The organism is Nitrospirota bacterium, assembly GCA_020846775.1.
Lineage (GTDB): Bacteria > Nitrospirota > 9FT-COMBO-42-15 > HDB-SIOI813 > HDB-SIOI813 > RBG-16-43-11.
The window spans coordinates 1-14,660 of record JADLDG010000058.1; the positions used below are offsets into that span (position 1 = coordinate 1).

Genomic DNA, 14,660 nt, shown 5'->3' on the forward strand with positions numbered 1-14,660 from the left:
CCTTTGAAAAAGCAGAAGAACTAATTTCCCCCTTTGAAAAAGCAGAAGAACTAATTTCCCCCTTTGAAAAAGGGGGATTAAGGGGGATTTTTTCATCTGAAGATCTCTTTGCGACCCCTTCCGCCTTCTCCATGTTGGCGGCATATCCACAGGAATCACAGGAGGCAACAGCCTCCTCACCTGTCTCAGCCAATACCATAAACTCATGGGAGAATTGCCCGCCTATAAGGCCGGTATCAGCCTCAACAGGTTTAAACGTCAACCCGCAGCGCTTGAATATATTTATGTATGCCTCGTACATCTTTCTGTATGATTCCTCAGCACCTGCCTGATCTGCGTCAAAGCTGTAGGCATCCTTCATTATAAATTCTCTTCCCCTCATTAACCCGAATCTTGGTCTTATCTCATCTCTGAACTTAGACTGGATCTGATACAGGTTAACGGGAAGCTGCCTGTACGATTTGACCTCATTTCTGACAATGTCGGTTACAACCTCCTCATGTGTTGGCCCCAGGCAGAAATCCCTTTCATGCCTGTCTTTGAGTCTGAGGAGCTCTTTACCATATTTTTCCCAGCGGCCGGTCTCTCTCCAGAGTTCAGCCGGAAGTACCATAGGCATGAAGATCTCCTGCGCCCCTGCCCTGTTCATTTCGTCACGGACTATATTTTCAATCTTTCTTATTATCCTGTAGCCAAGAGGTAGATAGCTGTAAATGCCAGCCGCCAGTTTTCTTATCATTCCGGCCCGCAGCATAAGCCTGTGGCTGATTATCTCCGCCTCTCCCGGGTCTTCCCTAAGTGTTGGTATCAGGAATTTCGAATAGTACATATATCTTCAACCTCTCTGACAAGTGCATCCACAAGTTCATCCTCTCTTAACCTTCTGATGATCTCACCACCCCTGAAAAGGAGTCCAACCCCTTTTCCCCCTGCTATTCCGACATCAGATTCTTTACCTTCGCCTATGCCATTTACCACGCATCCAAGGATAGATACATTGAGTGGAAGAGTGACAAAAGAGAGTCTTTTCTCTACTTCACAAGCAATCTTTTCTATATCTATCTCCATCCTGCCGCACGTAGGGCAGGAAATAATATTAACCCCCCTCTGTCTCAGATTGAGAGATTTTAATATCTCATAAGCCACCCTGACCTCTTCAACCGGATCTGCTGTCAGGGATACCCTGATTGTGTCACCTATGCCTTCTGACAGGAGCATCCCTATCCCGATAGACGATTTTACTGTGCCTGATAAGAGCGGCCCTGCCTCAGAAACACCGACATGAAGCGGGTAGTCTGACTTTTCAGAAAACAGCCGGTATGCCTCAAGTGTCAACTGAACACTGGATGCCTTTAATGAAACCTTTATATCATGAAAATCAAGTTCTTCAAGTAATCGTATATGCCGCAATGCCGATTCAACCATCGCCTCGGCAGTAGGGTGACCATGCTTCTTCAGCAGGTCATCCTCAAGTGAGCCCGCATTTACACCTATCCGTATAGGGATTCCCCTGTCTCTGGCCGCATTTACAACATGCGCTATCCTGTCACGGGAGCCTATATTGCCGGGATTCAGCCTCAGACCATCGGCGCCATTATCAATCGCCAGGATTGCAAGCCTGTAGTCAAAGTGTATGTCAGCAATAAGCGGGATATTTATCGCCTTCCTGATATCAGGAATGGCTTTTACAGCTTCTGTGTCCGGTACTGCGACACGAATGACTTCACACCCTGCCTCCTCAAGCCGCTTTATCTGGGCAATAGTAGCACTGACATCCCTCGTATCTGTGTTGGTCATGGACTGAACAACAACAGGAGCACCGCCTCCAATCAAAACATCACCAACCTTTATCTGCCTTGTCTTCCTGCGAGTCATGTGAAAGTAAATTACCTGAATACTCTTAGTATGTCATTATATGAAACAATAATTATCAGCATGATCAGCATAGCAAAACCGACTGTCTGCGCCACCTCCATGGTCTTTCTGCTCAATGGACTCCCCTTTATCTTTTCAATTATCAGGAATACTATCCATCCGCCATCAAGTACCGGGATTGGGAGCAGGTTTAGAATGCCGAGCTGTAAACTAAGAAATGCCAGAAAAGCAATAAGGTCAGAAAATCCCGATTGTGCCGCCTCTCCGGTGAGTTTTGCTATCATAATAGGCCCGCCAAGTGTCTCAATAGAGATATTCATTGAAACCAGCCTCTTCAATACATCAACGGTCAACACAGTTAGCTCCAGCGCCTTCGATATACCATGTTTTATGGAGTCTAAAAGACCATATTTCCTGACTATAGACTCCTGCTGATTCATTATACCGATAATACCGTGACCACCCGCTGGATCCTTTACAGGGGTAACCTTAGCAAGTACCCTCTGATCGCCCCTCTTAACGGCAATAGTAAGCTCATTTCCTGCATTAGCCCTGATCAGTGAAGAAACCTGGTACCAGTTAAATACAGGATTACTATTTATCTCAACAATAAGGTCTCCTGCCTTCAGACCTTCGCGTTCAGCAGGGAATCCTTTGTTCACCTTTCCTATGACAGGCGGCATATCAGGAAGCATTCCTGCGTACCCCCCCCCGGCCTTCCTGGCAGTGCCATTGTCTTTTAATATAATCTCATGAACGTTACTGGCCCTTTCCACCTCAACCTTTAATCCAAGTTCAGGCCTTGTAGATATAATGGTCGCCACATCCTCCCAGTCTGACATGGGTTTATTATCAATTTTGACTATACGGTCACCCACCATAACGCCTGAAACCTGGGCAGGAGAACCTTCCTCAAGCCATGCGACTACAGGAGCATCCTCTAAAAATGCCGGCATCTTGATACCAATAAGAAACACCAAAGGCATCAACAAAAAGGCTATTATTATATTCATTACTGGTCCGGAAAGAACAACAGAGGCACGGGCCCCCACGCTCTTCGAAGGGAACTCATCAGGCGCCATAGTCGCTTCATCCATGTTCTCTCCAGCCATCTTCACATATCCGCCCAGAGGTAGCGCGGACAAAACATATTCTGTATCACCTACCTTTTTACCGATTATCCTGGGACCAAAACCAAGGGAAAATTTCAATACCCTGATGCCTTTCATTCTTGCCATGAGAAAATGGCCAAACTCATGAACAAATATCAATATCCCCAGACAGATTGTAAATATTATTACTGTATACATTTATTCTCCCCCGATTTCACGCAAAAATACCTCCATCCCTTTCAGTGCCGTCTTAGACACTACTCATTGCCCGGTACTCATTGCTTCTTCATCAGCTGATGTTCCCCACCATCCGCTCAGCCTCTTCCCGGGCCCAGCCGTCAGCCATCAGGACATCTTCTATATTCTTAACGGATGTTACAGTATGTTTTAACATTGTGTCACCAACGATCCTCTCTATGTCAAGGAATCCTATCCGGCCATCGAGGAATGCCCTTACTGCGACCTCATTGGAGGAATTCAACACTGCTGTCATTGAACCGCCTATTCTGATAGCGTCAAATGCATATGAAAGGCAAGGAAATTCCTTCCAATCAGGCATTTCAAAGGTCAGCACGCCTGTTTTAGCAAGATCAAGACGGCGCATTACAAGGTCTAACCTCTCAGGATAACTTAATGCATACGCTATCGGGATACGCATATCCGGTATGCCCATCTGAGATAAGACAGACCCATCCCTGAATTCTACCATAGAATGAATTATACTCTGCTGATGTACAAGCACCTCAATCTGGTTAATAGAGACATCAAACAACCACCTCGCCTCAATTACTTCAAGCCCTTTATTCATCAGAGTGGCAGAATCTATTGTAACCTTTGCACCCATATTCCAGTTCGGATGTCTCAGGGCATCCTCAACTGTCACCTTCTTTCTCTCATCATGGGAGGTTTTCAGAAAAGGTCCCCCTGAAGCAGTTAATATGATCTTGTGTAAATCCTCCCGTCTCCCGCATTCCAATACCTGAAATATGGCACTGTGCTCACTGTCTACCGGCAATATTCTAACACTCCTGTCTTTAGCCTCCCTTGTAACGATTTCACCTGCCATCACCATTGTTTCTTTATTGGCAAGGGCTATAGTCTTCCCGGCCTTGATTGCTGATAATGTCGGGATAAGTCCTGCAGAACCTGAAACTGCAGAAACTACAATATCGGCTTCAGGTATAGTGGAAACCTGTATAAGACCCTCAACGCCTGATACTATTTCAACATCAAGATCACTGCACCTGTCTTTCAACGCACCGGCTGCCTGCCTGTTATTTAAAGAGACCATCGCCGGTTTGAAGCGTCTAATCTGTGCCTCAATTTTTTCGATATTCTCACAGGCAGAAAGGGCCGACACATTGAAACTTTCAGGGAACATGGCTATTACATCAAGTGTGCTGCACCCTATTGAACCCGTTGAACCAAGTATGGAAATATTTTTCATTTGAAATTTCTATCCGGAACCCATCGCAATTTCAGGTACAAAATATATTATATAATAATAAAATACCGGAAGAGTAAAAATAACACTGTCTACCCTGTCAAGGATACCGCCGTGAGCAGGAAGTAACGAACCTGAATCTTTGACCCCGGCTCCCCGCTTCAACATGGATTCAGACAGGTCTCCTATCTGGCTGATCACGCCAAAAACTATCCCCATAAATACAGCATTATTGAATGACAACTCAGGCAGGACTAACCATCTTGCAAACAGTGCGGACAGGATACATGAGAGAACACCCCCGATTGCCCCCTCAACGGTCTTACCAGGACTGATGTCAGGTGATAGTTTGTGCCTGCCTAAATGTCTTCCAGTATAATACGCTCCTGTATCTACACCCCACGTAACAATCAAAATAAAAAAAACAAGATTATATCCATTCAACAGGCCGCGTAATGGAATAAAATGCGCAAGAGGCCAGGCAACGTACAATACACCGAATATTATCACAGAAACCGCTGTAACAGAATCATGAATATTTGCCTTGAAAAAAACAAAACAACTTAAACAGAGGATAACTATAGCAGTTATAACGACATCTTTCATATCATACAGATAGCCGTCAGGATAAAATGAGTAGAGAATCATTGCCCCGAAGATAAAACCTAAGAATGGAAAGATACTGGACTTCTTGAAGTAGAATTTATAGAACTCATACTGGCCGATCAAGACCCATAAGGCAACAAAAATAAGGAAAAAGAGGGGCGGAAAATACCTGACCACAATATATATAAGGGGAATAAGGATTAACGCAGTTACAACTCTCATACCTCCCATCAGATTGCCCTGGATATCTCCCCTTCGACCATACCGAACCGCCTCTCCCTCTGCTGGTAATCCAATATGGCAAGGAGTAGATCCTGCCGTCTGAAATCAGGCCATAGCGTCTTGGTAAAGTATAATTCCGTATACGCCATCTGCCAAAGGAGGAAATTGCTGATGCGTGTCTCCCCGCTTGTCCTTATCATAAGATCAGGGTCAGGCAATCCCCTTGTATACAAATAATCTGAAAATATCTTATTGGTAATATCCTGAGGCATCAGCAAACCGTTTGCCGCATCTGTTGCAATATGCCTGACGGCCTCAACTATCTCACTCCGGCCCCCATAACTCAAAGCGACATTTAATATCATTGAATCGTTGTTTGCAGTTTCCTCAGTCACCTTTTTTAACCATCCCTGAACTGATTCCGGAAGTTTGTCTGTCTGGCCTATGGTCATAAATCTGATATCATTGTCCATAAGTGTCTTTAACTCTTTCCTGAGGAACTGCTCGAGGAACATCATCAAGGTACTGACTTCCAGTTCCGGTCTTTTCCAATTTTCTGCTGAAAAGGCATAGATAGTAAGTACCTTTACACCAATCTCACGGCAGCAGGTGACTATATCCCTTACAGATTTAATACCCTCTCTGTGTCCGGCAAGCCTTAGAAAACCACGGCTGCGAGCCCACCTGCCGTTTCCATCCATTATTATGGCAATATGCCGCGGCAGTCTGTCTTTTTCTATCAGTTCAAGCAGTTCCTGATAAGAAAGACTGCCCTGGATAATATTATCATCTTCCCTGTCAAACATTTGCAACTGTATCCTTTTCCGGAAAATATTGTTAAGACTGCATATTATTATCTTGAAGACGTAAAGTCAAATGATTTGGGATAACGAATTATTAATTAAAGGTTTTAATTTCTCTTACGAGAATGTATACAGACGCTTCACTTAAACGGTTCATGAAGTCGCAGAAGGTATAAATAATATGGATGACTTGAGGGGAAACGAGACCTGGCGAATATTCAGGATAATGAGCGAGTTCGTCGAAGGATTCGAAGAACTGAGCAGTGTTAAGCGGGGTGTCTCCATTTTCGGAAGCGCCAGATTATCCAGAAACAATCATTACTATAAGGAGGTAATGAGGATAGCCGAGCTATTATCAAAAAAGGGATTCTCTGTAATAACCGGCGGAGGTCCCGGTATAATGGAGGCAGGAAACAGGGGAGCAAAAAAGGGAGGAGGGACTTCAGTAGGACTGAATATTGAACTGCCTTTAGAGCAATCTCCAAATAAGTATCAGGACAAGAGACTCGATTTCAGATATTTTTTTGTACGGAAGGTAATGTTTGTCAAACACTCGGTAGGTTATGTAATTACACCGGGAGGTTTTGGCACCCTTGATGAGTTATTTGAGGCACTGACCCTCATGCAGACCGGAAAGATAAGAAAAATTCCCGTAGTAATGTTTGGTACTGACTACTGGGAAGGACTTATTGGATGGATAAAGAATAACATGATGAATTCAGGGACTATAAGTAAGGAGGACATGAAACTCTTTCATCTGACAGATGACACTGAGGAAGTAGTCAGGATTATTGAAGAAAACTACGACAGACAGCGCTCCCCGATTAAAGGAAACCGGCGGAAAAAAGATTAATCAAGTATCTGTTCAAAGACACCCCGTACATTTTTTCTCAATGACTCATATTCTTTTATGAGACGTGTCGAACCGCTTACCCTCTTGGAGTCCTTGTATCCCATCCTCATTGCAAGTGAAGTTATTTTGTCATGAGACTTTGACAGAAGGTGTGCCGATACATTCTGAACTATTCGGAGCCTGTTCTCTAAGGTACGCAGGTAGACATAAGATTTCTTTAGTATGGTGTATTGGTCTTTTGACAGCAACCTCTCTTTATATAACGATTCCAGGGCTGACAGCGTATTTGTGACCCTTATGGAGGGGTATTTCAATCCATGCAGCAGCTGGAGATACTGTACAATAAACTCGATATCCACTATCCCGCCTTCTCCTGCCTTTATGTCATAGTATTCATTGTTTTCCCTGGAAACTTCAGCCTCCATTCTCTTCCTCATGTTTCTTATTGCAGGAAGAAGATCTTCAGGGCTCCTGTTGACCCCATATAAGACTGAATAAATGCAGTCAAGAACCTCACGGCCCAGTGACTCATCTCCTGCTATTATCCTTGCCCTTGTCAGAGACTGGAGTTCCCATATATCCGCATGCTGCTCTACATAAGTTCTGAAAGCAGTAATAGACTGAGACAGTGGCCCCTTTGAGCCTGACGGTCTCAACCGTACATCAATCTTGAAGACACTCCCTTCCCTTGTCATTGATGTAAGGACTGACATCGTCTTGCTTGAGAGGTGAGTAAAAAATTCATGATTTGATATGGATTGCTTCCCATCCGTCTCACCATCTCCGGAGTAGAGAAATACTAAGTCAAGGTCAGATCCGTAAGATATCTCTTCTCCTCCCAGTTTTCCCATACTGACTATACAAAACCCCGCTTCGCTCACCCCGCCATCTGTTGTTCTACATAAAGGCCTTCCATAAACACGGCGTACTTCATCACTGGCTATCTTATAGGCACAGACCAGCGATACATCTGCAAGGTTGGACAAATATCGTGAGGCATCACCCGGGCTAACGTAATTAAGGATATCAACATATCCTATCCGCACTTCTTCTATATATTTAAACTTGCGTAGCATATCAAGCTTTTCAGCATATGTATTGCATTGTTCTATCAATGAAGACAACTCGGCCTGCATATCAACCTTAGCATGTTTTTTCAACATCTCTTCAGGATCTAAAAACATATCTACAATCTCAGGATGCCTGATGACTAACTTTGACAGGTACTCGCTGGTGCTGAATATCTTGATAACGGATTCTACTGCCTGCGGGTTCTCTTCAAAGAATGAATAAATAGTCTCCCTTGCCCCTACAGAGGATATAAGCGATTCCAGGTTATTCAGTGCAAGGTCCGGATCTGAAGAAGATGTAATATGAGAAAAGAACGATGGGAAAATCCTTAGAAAGATCTGACGACTCCTCGGTGTCTGGTGACTGAAGGCGGCGCCGTCTCTCAATAACATAATATTCCTGTATGCCTTGCCCGGATCCCTGAAATTAGACTCAGATAAAATATTAATAGCCTCATCCTCTGATACCACCCCGCCTATAATTGTATCAATCCCGCCTTCCTCAGATCCTTCTTCTCCCTGAATACCTTTCTTTAAAAACAGGTCATCATATATCTTTCTTACAGACTTAGTATAAGTATTGTAATCCTTAAGCAGCTGTTCATACGCCTTATGTTTGGATTTATCCTCGTAACCAATCCGCTTCGCAAGGGTATTGAGGTCATCAGGACCATCAGGCATAACATACGTCTGGCGCTCGCTGACAATCTGTATCATATGCTCAACACGCCGCATGAATTGGTATGCCGCTGACAGAGCTTCCTCCTCGTCGTAGGAAATAAACCCCTTCTGTGCAAGTTTGTGCAGTGCCCGCATGGTATTCCTCTCCCTTATCCAGGGCTCTTTGCCGCCGTATAACAGTTGTAATGCCTGCACAAAAAACTCTATCTCCCTTATACCCCCGTATCCCAGCTTCACATTACGTATATCCTTGCCCTTAGCTGCTATACTCTTGTCAATTTTTACCTTCATACCGCTTATTTCATCAATGGCCGTAAAATCAAGATATTTTCTGTAGACAAATGGCTGAATCATTTTCAAAAATGCCCTGCCTAGTTCTTCGTCTCCTGCAACAGGCCTGACCTTTAGAAGTGCGGCCCTCTCCCATGTCTGGCCCCACGACTCATAATAAACCTCAAAACTTCTAAGAGGCGATGCAAGGTCTCCACGTTCACCCTCAGGACGCAGCCTGGTATCTACGCGGAAGACAAACCCCTCATCTGTAGTCTGCCCTATGACCTGACTTATCATCTCTGACAACTTGACAAAATACTGGTGATTCGTAAGGAGTCCATTACTGGTCTCCCCCTTTTCTGTGTGGTAGAGATACATAATATCTATATCTGAGCTGTAATTTAATTCTTCTCCTCCAAGTTTACCCATTCCAAGGACAGTAAATGTGCATCTCCACGGATTTCCATTAATATCATAATATTGCGGTATCCCGTATCTCTTTTCCAAATCCCTGCTACACACCTCATAAGCAATTTGCAGGGCAACGTCTGCCACTACAGATATCTCCTGTGTTATCTCAGTCAGGGTCCCATATCCCAGGAGATCTCTGATAGAGATGCGAAGATATTCCATTTTCCTGAATCTCCTCAATACCGTTTTAACATCTTCTAAAGTTGTCTCTGGTGTTACCTGCTTGCGCAAATCTTTAAGAGCCGGATCTTTGGCAATAATTCTTTTTAGAAAGTTCGGTACTGCCAGCCACTCAATACATTCGCGAGGCGCTGAAAAGAGGAAATTACAGAGATACTGGCTGCTTCCAAGCAGGAGTAAAAAGGGGCCAATAATCTCCTTATGAGACGATAGAAACAGATAAAGCTTGTCTTTCTCCTCATAACTTGAGGCAAATCGTTCAAGGTTGTTCAGAGACATGTCAGGATCAGGAGAGTCAATCGCAGACTGGAGTATTACCGGCAGTAACCTGTCAAATTTATTTTGAATTGATGTATCTCTGCGCAGCAGCTGCAGGTTTACAGCTGCCCGGCGGCTGTCAGTAAATCCTATCCCGGCCAGGACAGAGGACATCCCGGCAGCATCCTCAATATTTTTTATGATCTCTTTTGAGACTTTTTCCATCAGGAAAAGTGAGAATTAATCTGTCTATACTTCTGGATAATATGACCAGGGTCAATTAAACAAATAAAGTTATGTCAGCATCCACAGCATACTCTAAAAATGCCGCCGCACCGCACACCTCGACACCTTCGATAAGATCTTTCTTCTTCACACCCATGACGTCCATAGTCATCTGACAGCCTATCAACCTTACCCCTGATTCCAAAGCTATATTCAGGAGATCTTCAATTGACGGAACATTTACCTTATCCATCCAGCTTTTCATCATCTTTGTAGCCATAGCCGTCATACCAGGCAGCGCTCCTATGATATTAGGAATAGACACCGGCATTGCAGGATTTGCCAGAGATGGGACTTTGAGGTTTTTATTTTTTTTCTTATTTATAATATCGAGCCCATAAAAGGTACAGAAAATGGAACACTCTATATCCATTGCAGCAGCAGTAGTAGCCAGTATCAGCGGTGGATATGCCATATCCAGTGTGCCTTTGGACGCTACTATGGCCATCCTCTTTTTCCTGTCAGATAAAAGTTTCTTTAATTTATTTTCGACCAGTTCTTCTATTATTTCCCTGTCTTTATCTGTAATTGACATGCTTTTCTCCTTCTGGAATCATTCGTCTTAAGGATTTTTTATTTTATCTTTCTTATAAAAAACCTGTAATGCCCATCCTCCCCTTCTGTCTTCAATAACTCCTGGCCGGTGTGTTTTGTCCACGCCTCAATGTCTTTTAATGAACCGGGATCAGACGAAATCATCTCGAGGATCTCTCCTACTGACATTTTGGCTATAGTATTCTTTGTTTTTAATACAGGCAGTGGACAAGATAACTTACGGCAATCCAGTGTCTGATCAGGTATATATATTTTATCTTCCATCGGCATGACGTCTCCTTAATATTCTATCATCATCAATAGTGCTTTACCACACAATAACCTTATCATGTTCAATAATAAATTGACATATTGAGGAATAATCAATCAGTTTATATGGTGTGTTTAAACCACGAGCCTCAACGTCATCTACAGAGGCAAATATGTCACCAGCAACCTGAAGTTTGGAAAGGACCCCATCCTGAATTAGAAGGACAGTGACTTCTCTCTTATCACTTTCATGATCAATTACCTCTTGCGCCAATTTGTTTTCAATATCCCTGATTATATGAAGAGTTTTCATCTGCCGAAAATGCCTCGTCACCCGAAGTTTAACAGAACATCACTTTCTGATATAAGGTTAATAGCCTCCTGACGGGTGAGTTTCTCTATATTGCTATTGTATCCGGTAATATCCCTCTCCTTCAATGAGTCTTCATCCGCAAACATCCTGATTCCACACGCCGAAAATAACTCCATACTGTCATTGATATCAGGTCTTCCTATCGTATGTGGTTGAACCTTCAGGGAATTCCATACTCCATCATCCATTAACAGGATGCTGACCTTGTTATCGTGGACGGTCAAACCAATGCTCATACGCAGCGCCTCAGGGACAGAGACAGTATTAAATGGTGTCGTACCAATTATTATCAGAAGATTCTTACCTTGCCTCGTCATAGAAAACTCAGGAACCTGTCACACTCATTGACCAGCTTAGAAAGGTCATACTGACTATGGAAATCTACGCCATCAAACAGATCAGGCTGACTTAGCCCTCTTATCTCAGCGGTATAGGTACAAAGCGCAATCTTGACACCTTTTGCAATTAAACTGTCAAATCCTGCTGAAAGTTTCCTGGGAGACGTATTAACAACGACATTGTACACACCATCCTCCATCAGGAATATACTTACATCATGTCCCATATCGGCAAAACCTTCAGCAAGCCTCTTTACAGTGTGTACATCCTGGTGTTCAGGGCTCTTGTGTAAGAGAAAACCTATTTTCATGACTCATCGTTATTATACACAAATATGGGTATGGTGGTAAAGGTTAAGGGAGCAAACAGGGGACGATTTATTAAAAGTCTATAGTCAAACCGACTGTCGCAGAGTCAGGGCTCGCATCAGATATTCCAACACTGAAGCCCGCATCGAGTAATACACCTTCCATGATCTTATATCTTGCACCCAGCAGGATGGAGAAAAAATCAGGATTATGAGGGACTTTATTTGTCTCTCCATTAACTTCACCGACTAACTGAATCTCTTTATCCGCAGAATACTCAACCGCCAACTTAAAAAGGAAGACATTCTCATACTCCGAACCCCAGGACGGTTTGTTTATGAAGGTATAACCAACGTTCATATGGGCGCTTAATAACTCAGACATCTCCCTTGTAGCTATAAATACAAAACCAAAGTCAGTCTCGCCTGTACTGAACCCGCTCTCCCCTTCGCCTGATTTAAATTCATTCTCCGGGGTCGGTATTTTAAAAAATGGCTGTATTGTAAGTGAAATGGGATTACCCTCACGTCCCTTGAGAAAAAGAAGTCTGGATTTTAGTATCATGTCGCCTAATCCATCTGCATTCTTACTGCCTTTCGGTCTCCAGAATACATAGGGGATTTCAACACCTACATCAAGGTTATTAATAACGCCGTAATTAACCTCCAGATCCAGGTTGTTAGACTCACCGCCATGCGGGAAATTCACAGCCCTGACCCCTGTCTCAAGTTTGACCCTGTGTACCTTTTCGGGATAGGCGCTTTGCGTCGTCAAAGGACGGCGGGCAAATGAGGGCGACGCAACAAATAAAACAGAGAAAAATATAATAGTTGAGACTGCGGATAAAAGATTTCTATTCAATTGCATGAGCGAGATAATAATAACCGCAAAGTTTACGGTATGTCAAGGGATGAATAGTTTCGATTCCAGGATAGTTAACAAAGGTGAAAGGGTCTCCGGGTGGAGGGCAGAAACGGCACAGGCATCGAACCTCTTGCAGAGGACTCTGACTGATTCCTCATCACACTTATCCGTTTTGTTGAAAACGAGTTGTCTTTCTATGTGGTCTATTCCAAGTTCAGTGATTATTTTATCTACAGAATCCATATGCTGTTCAAACCTGGGGCTGCTGATATCCACTACATGAAGGAGCAGGTGCGCATCTCTCAATTCATCCAGGGTAGCCCTGAAAGCGCCGAACAAATCATCAGGAAGCTCTTTAATGAAACCGACTGTATCTGTTATGATAACCTCTCTGTCTCTCGGGAACCTCAGCCTCCGGCTCGAAGTGTCGAGGGTCGCAAACAGAAGGTCCTCAGTCTTCACTGAACTTTTTGTCAAAGAATTAAGAAGTGTTGACTTCCCTGCATTTGTATATCCCACTATAGATACTATTGGAATACCGCTCTGGACACGTCTTTCTTTTCTTTGTCTTCGTGCACTGCTTAAATGCTCAAGCTCCTTTTCGAGGTGTGTGATCCTGTCCCGTATACGCCTCCTGTCAACCTCCAGTTTCATCTCACCAGGGCCCCTTCCGCCTATGCCTCCTGCAAGCCTGGACAATGCCTTTCCTGTACCTGTAAGACGGGGGAGCAGGTATTTGAGTTGTGCCAATTCCACCTGAACCTTGCCGTCACGGCTGTGGGCATGCCTGGCAAAGATATCGAGGATAAGCTGAGTCCTGTCTATAACACGTACATCCGTCATCTCGCCTATAGATTTTACCTGAGTGGGTGACAGGTCCTGGTCAAATATTATCAGATTGGCGCCGCTCTGGAGTGATTTAATTATAAGCTCTTTGAGCTTTCCCTCACCCATTAAATACCTCGGATGCAACACCTTCGGCCTTTGAATCACAGTATCGAGTATTTTAACCCCAGCTGTCCTGGCAAGTTCCTTCAGCTCTTCAATGGAATCCGCCTGATCACTCTTGCTTTTCAAAGAGGCACTGACGACAACAGCCCTGTCCCCCTTGTCAATTTCTATCCCCTCACTGGTAAGAGAAAGCCGCCTGTCAATTTCACTGAATAGATCCTCCATGTTTAAATCCAGACGATGGAATAAAACCTTATCTAACACCTTGTATGCCTTGCCTTCTGAATTAGGGGGTATAAGATGGGCCATATAGACATTTTCAGGGAAGCCGTCTGCTGTAATGCTTATCACTGCCATCAGGTCTAATCTCAGCAGTGCAAGGTCAGTCAGGTCATCCTGGGACAGGGATTCATTTTTAAGGTGAGTGTGGACACACCTTATACTTCGTGTATACCTCTTTCCAAAACCAAATTCAGAAATATCGGGGATTACTATCTCCCTGTGGTCACCAATAATAACATGATGGATTACACCATTCCTGTCCACCATTATGCCGATCTGCCTGTTTATTTCACGGGAGATGGATGTGATGTATCTCGCAAGTTCAGGAGTAATCAGCTCTGCAGGAGGAATGCGGCGTCTGTAAATATTTTTTAACCGTCTGAGCTGATCAGCCTTTAATCCGGATGTGTTGCCGTAAAGGGTAGAAATATAGTAAACCTCCTTAAGTCAGTTTATTATTTTACCCTTCTGTGGTCAACTATTATGTTAAGGCATAGAGCACAGCCACGACTATTACCCCTTTTGTCAGTATAACGACAGACTCAAATATCAAAGCTATTCTGTTATTTGTAATCATGAATTAATCTCCTTTAATGACCTTCGTGA

The 14,660-nt window shown here is 43.7% G+C and carries 15 protein-coding genes; 1 reads left to right on the plus strand and 14 read right to left on the minus strand.

Annotated features, from left to right (window positions below):
* From proS to IT392_08590, 6 genes are all read right to left on the minus strand, one after another.
* Window positions 1-829 (minus strand): proline--tRNA ligase (proS, locus tag IT392_08565; protein MCC6544538.1); only part of this gene is annotated, 829 nt, incomplete at its 3' end.
* The gene (gene ispG, locus IT392_08570) at window positions 808-1,875 is read right to left on the minus strand and encodes a flavodoxin-dependent (E)-4-hydroxy-3-methylbut-2-enyl-diphosphate synthase (protein ID MCC6544539.1); all 1,068 of its coding nucleotides are present in this window, start codon (window positions 1,873-1,875) and stop codon (window positions 808-810) included. The genes ispG and proS, both read right to left, overlap by 22 nt.
* A gap of 11 nt (window positions 1,876-1,886) precedes the next feature.
* Window positions 1,887-3,185 carry an RIP metalloprotease RseP gene (rseP, locus tag IT392_08575; protein MCC6544540.1) on the minus strand — a complete coding sequence of 433 codons (1,299 nt, stop codon included), beginning with the start codon at window positions 3,183-3,185 and terminating at the stop codon, window positions 1,887-1,889.
* 91 nt (window positions 3,186-3,276) lie between these two features.
* The gene (locus tag IT392_08580; protein ID MCC6544541.1) at window positions 3,277-4,434 is read right to left on the minus strand and encodes a 1-deoxy-D-xylulose-5-phosphate reductoisomerase; all 1,158 of its coding nucleotides are present in this window, start codon (window positions 4,432-4,434) and stop codon (window positions 3,277-3,279) included.
* Between the two features lie 9 nt (window positions 4,435-4,443).
* The gene (locus IT392_08585; protein ID MCC6544542.1) at window positions 4,444-5,259 is read right to left on the minus strand and encodes a phosphatidate cytidylyltransferase; all 816 of its coding nucleotides are present in this window, start codon (window positions 5,257-5,259) and stop codon (window positions 4,444-4,446) included.
* Window positions 5,260-5,267: 8 nt separating this feature from the next.
* On the minus strand, window positions 5,268-6,065 hold the full coding sequence (locus tag IT392_08590) for an isoprenyl transferase (protein MCC6544543.1): 798 nt from the start codon (window positions 6,063-6,065) through the stop codon (window positions 5,268-5,270).
* A gap of 178 nt (window positions 6,066-6,243) precedes the next feature.
* On the opposite strand from IT392_08590, the gene IT392_08595 reads away from it, so the two are divergent.
* Window positions 6,244-6,915 (plus strand): TIGR00730 family Rossman fold protein, encoded by a 672-nt coding sequence (locus tag IT392_08595; protein MCC6544544.1) that lies wholly within the window; start codon window positions 6,244-6,246, stop codon window positions 6,913-6,915.
* Here the strand turns inward: IT392_08595 and glnE are convergent.
* The 8 genes from glnE to hflX form a co-directional block, all read right to left on the minus strand.
* The gene (gene glnE, locus IT392_08600) at window positions 6,912-10,022 is read right to left on the minus strand and encodes a bifunctional [glutamate--ammonia ligase]-adenylyl-L-tyrosine phosphorylase/[glutamate--ammonia-ligase] adenylyltransferase (GenBank protein MCC6544545.1); all 3,111 of its coding nucleotides are present in this window, start codon (window positions 10,020-10,022) and stop codon (window positions 6,912-6,914) included. The two genes, IT392_08595 and glnE, sit on opposite strands and share 4 nt — an antisense overlap.
* Window positions 10,023-10,128: 106 nt before the next feature.
* Window positions 10,129-10,668 carry a DsrE/DsrF/DrsH-like family protein gene (locus IT392_08605; protein MCC6544546.1) on the minus strand — a complete coding sequence of 180 codons (540 nt, stop codon included), beginning with the start codon at window positions 10,666-10,668 and terminating at the stop codon, window positions 10,129-10,131.
* Between the two features lie 38 nt (window positions 10,669-10,706).
* On the minus strand, window positions 10,707-10,952 hold the full coding sequence (locus tag IT392_08610) for a sulfurtransferase TusA family protein (GenBank protein MCC6544547.1): 246 nt from the start codon (window positions 10,950-10,952) through the stop codon (window positions 10,707-10,709).
* Between the two features lie 43 nt (window positions 10,953-10,995).
* The gene (locus tag IT392_08615; protein ID MCC6544548.1) at window positions 10,996-11,250 is read right to left on the minus strand and encodes a hypothetical protein; all 255 of its coding nucleotides are present in this window, start codon (window positions 11,248-11,250) and stop codon (window positions 10,996-10,998) included.
* 17 nt (window positions 11,251-11,267) lie between these two features.
* Entirely contained in the window at window positions 11,268-11,627 is a 360-nt protein-coding gene (locus IT392_08620; protein MCC6544549.1) for a DsrE family protein, read from the minus strand.
* Window positions 11,624-11,959, minus strand: coding sequence for a DsrE family protein (locus IT392_08625; protein ID MCC6544550.1), 336 nt, complete (start codon window positions 11,957-11,959; stop codon window positions 11,624-11,626). The genes IT392_08620 and IT392_08625 overlap by 4 nt, the downstream gene beginning before the upstream one ends.
* Window positions 11,960-12,029: 70 nt before the next feature.
* Window positions 12,030-12,824 (minus strand): transporter, encoded by a 795-nt coding sequence (locus IT392_08630; GenBank protein ID MCC6544551.1) that lies wholly within the window; start codon window positions 12,822-12,824, stop codon window positions 12,030-12,032.
* Between the two features lie 36 nt (window positions 12,825-12,860).
* On the minus strand, window positions 12,861-14,483 hold the full coding sequence (hflX, locus tag IT392_08635; GenBank protein ID MCC6544552.1) for a GTPase HflX: 1,623 nt from the start codon (window positions 14,481-14,483) through the stop codon (window positions 12,861-12,863).
* Between the last annotated feature and the right edge of the window lie 177 nt (window positions 14,484-14,660).

What these genes read in the sequence shown, in the direction of transcription:
- IT392_08610 (MCC6544547.1), bottom strand. Translation starts at nt 10,952, where the DNA reads ATGGAAGATAAAATATATATACCTGATCAGACACTGGATTGCCGTAAG.
- IT392_08620 (MCC6544549.1), bottom strand. Translation starts at nt 11,627, where the DNA reads ATGACGAGGCAAGGTAAGAATCTTCTGATAATAATTGGTACGACACCA.
- IT392_08615 (MCC6544548.1), bottom strand. Translation starts at nt 11,250, where the DNA reads ATGAAAACTCTTCATATAATCAGGGATATTGAAAACAAATTGGCGCAA.
- ispG (MCC6544539.1), bottom strand. Translation starts at nt 1,875, where the DNA reads ATGACTCGCAGGAAGACAAGGCAGATAAAGGTTGGTGATGTTTTGATT.
- glnE (MCC6544545.1), bottom strand. Translation starts at nt 10,022, where the DNA reads ATGTCCTCTGTCCTGGCCGGGATAGGATTTACTGACAGCCGCCGGGCA.
- IT392_08625 (MCC6544550.1), bottom strand. Translation starts at nt 11,959, where the DNA reads ATGAAAATAGGTTTTCTCTTACACAAGAGCCCTGAACACCAGGATGTA.
- IT392_08590 (MCC6544543.1), bottom strand. Translation starts at nt 6,065, where the DNA reads ATGTTTGACAGGGAAGATGATAATATTATCCAGGGCAGTCTTTCTTAT.
- IT392_08585 (MCC6544542.1), bottom strand. Translation starts at nt 5,259, where the DNA reads ATGAGAGTTGTAACTGCGTTAATCCTTATTCCCCTTATATATATTGTG.
- IT392_08595 (MCC6544544.1), top strand. Translation starts at nt 6,244, where the DNA reads ATGGATGACTTGAGGGGAAACGAGACCTGGCGAATATTCAGGATAATG.
- rseP (MCC6544540.1), bottom strand. Translation starts at nt 3,185, where the DNA reads ATGTATACAGTAATAATATTTACAATCTGTCTGGGGATATTGATATTT.
- IT392_08605 (MCC6544546.1), bottom strand. Translation starts at nt 10,668, where the DNA reads ATGTCAATTACAGATAAAGACAGGGAAATAATAGAAGAACTGGTCGAA.
- IT392_08580 (MCC6544541.1), bottom strand. Translation starts at nt 4,434, where the DNA reads ATGAAAAATATTTCCATACTTGGTTCAACGGGTTCAATAGGGTGCAGC.
- IT392_08630 (MCC6544551.1), bottom strand. Translation starts at nt 12,824, where the DNA reads ATGCAATTGAATAGAAATCTTTTATCCGCAGTCTCAACTATTATATTT.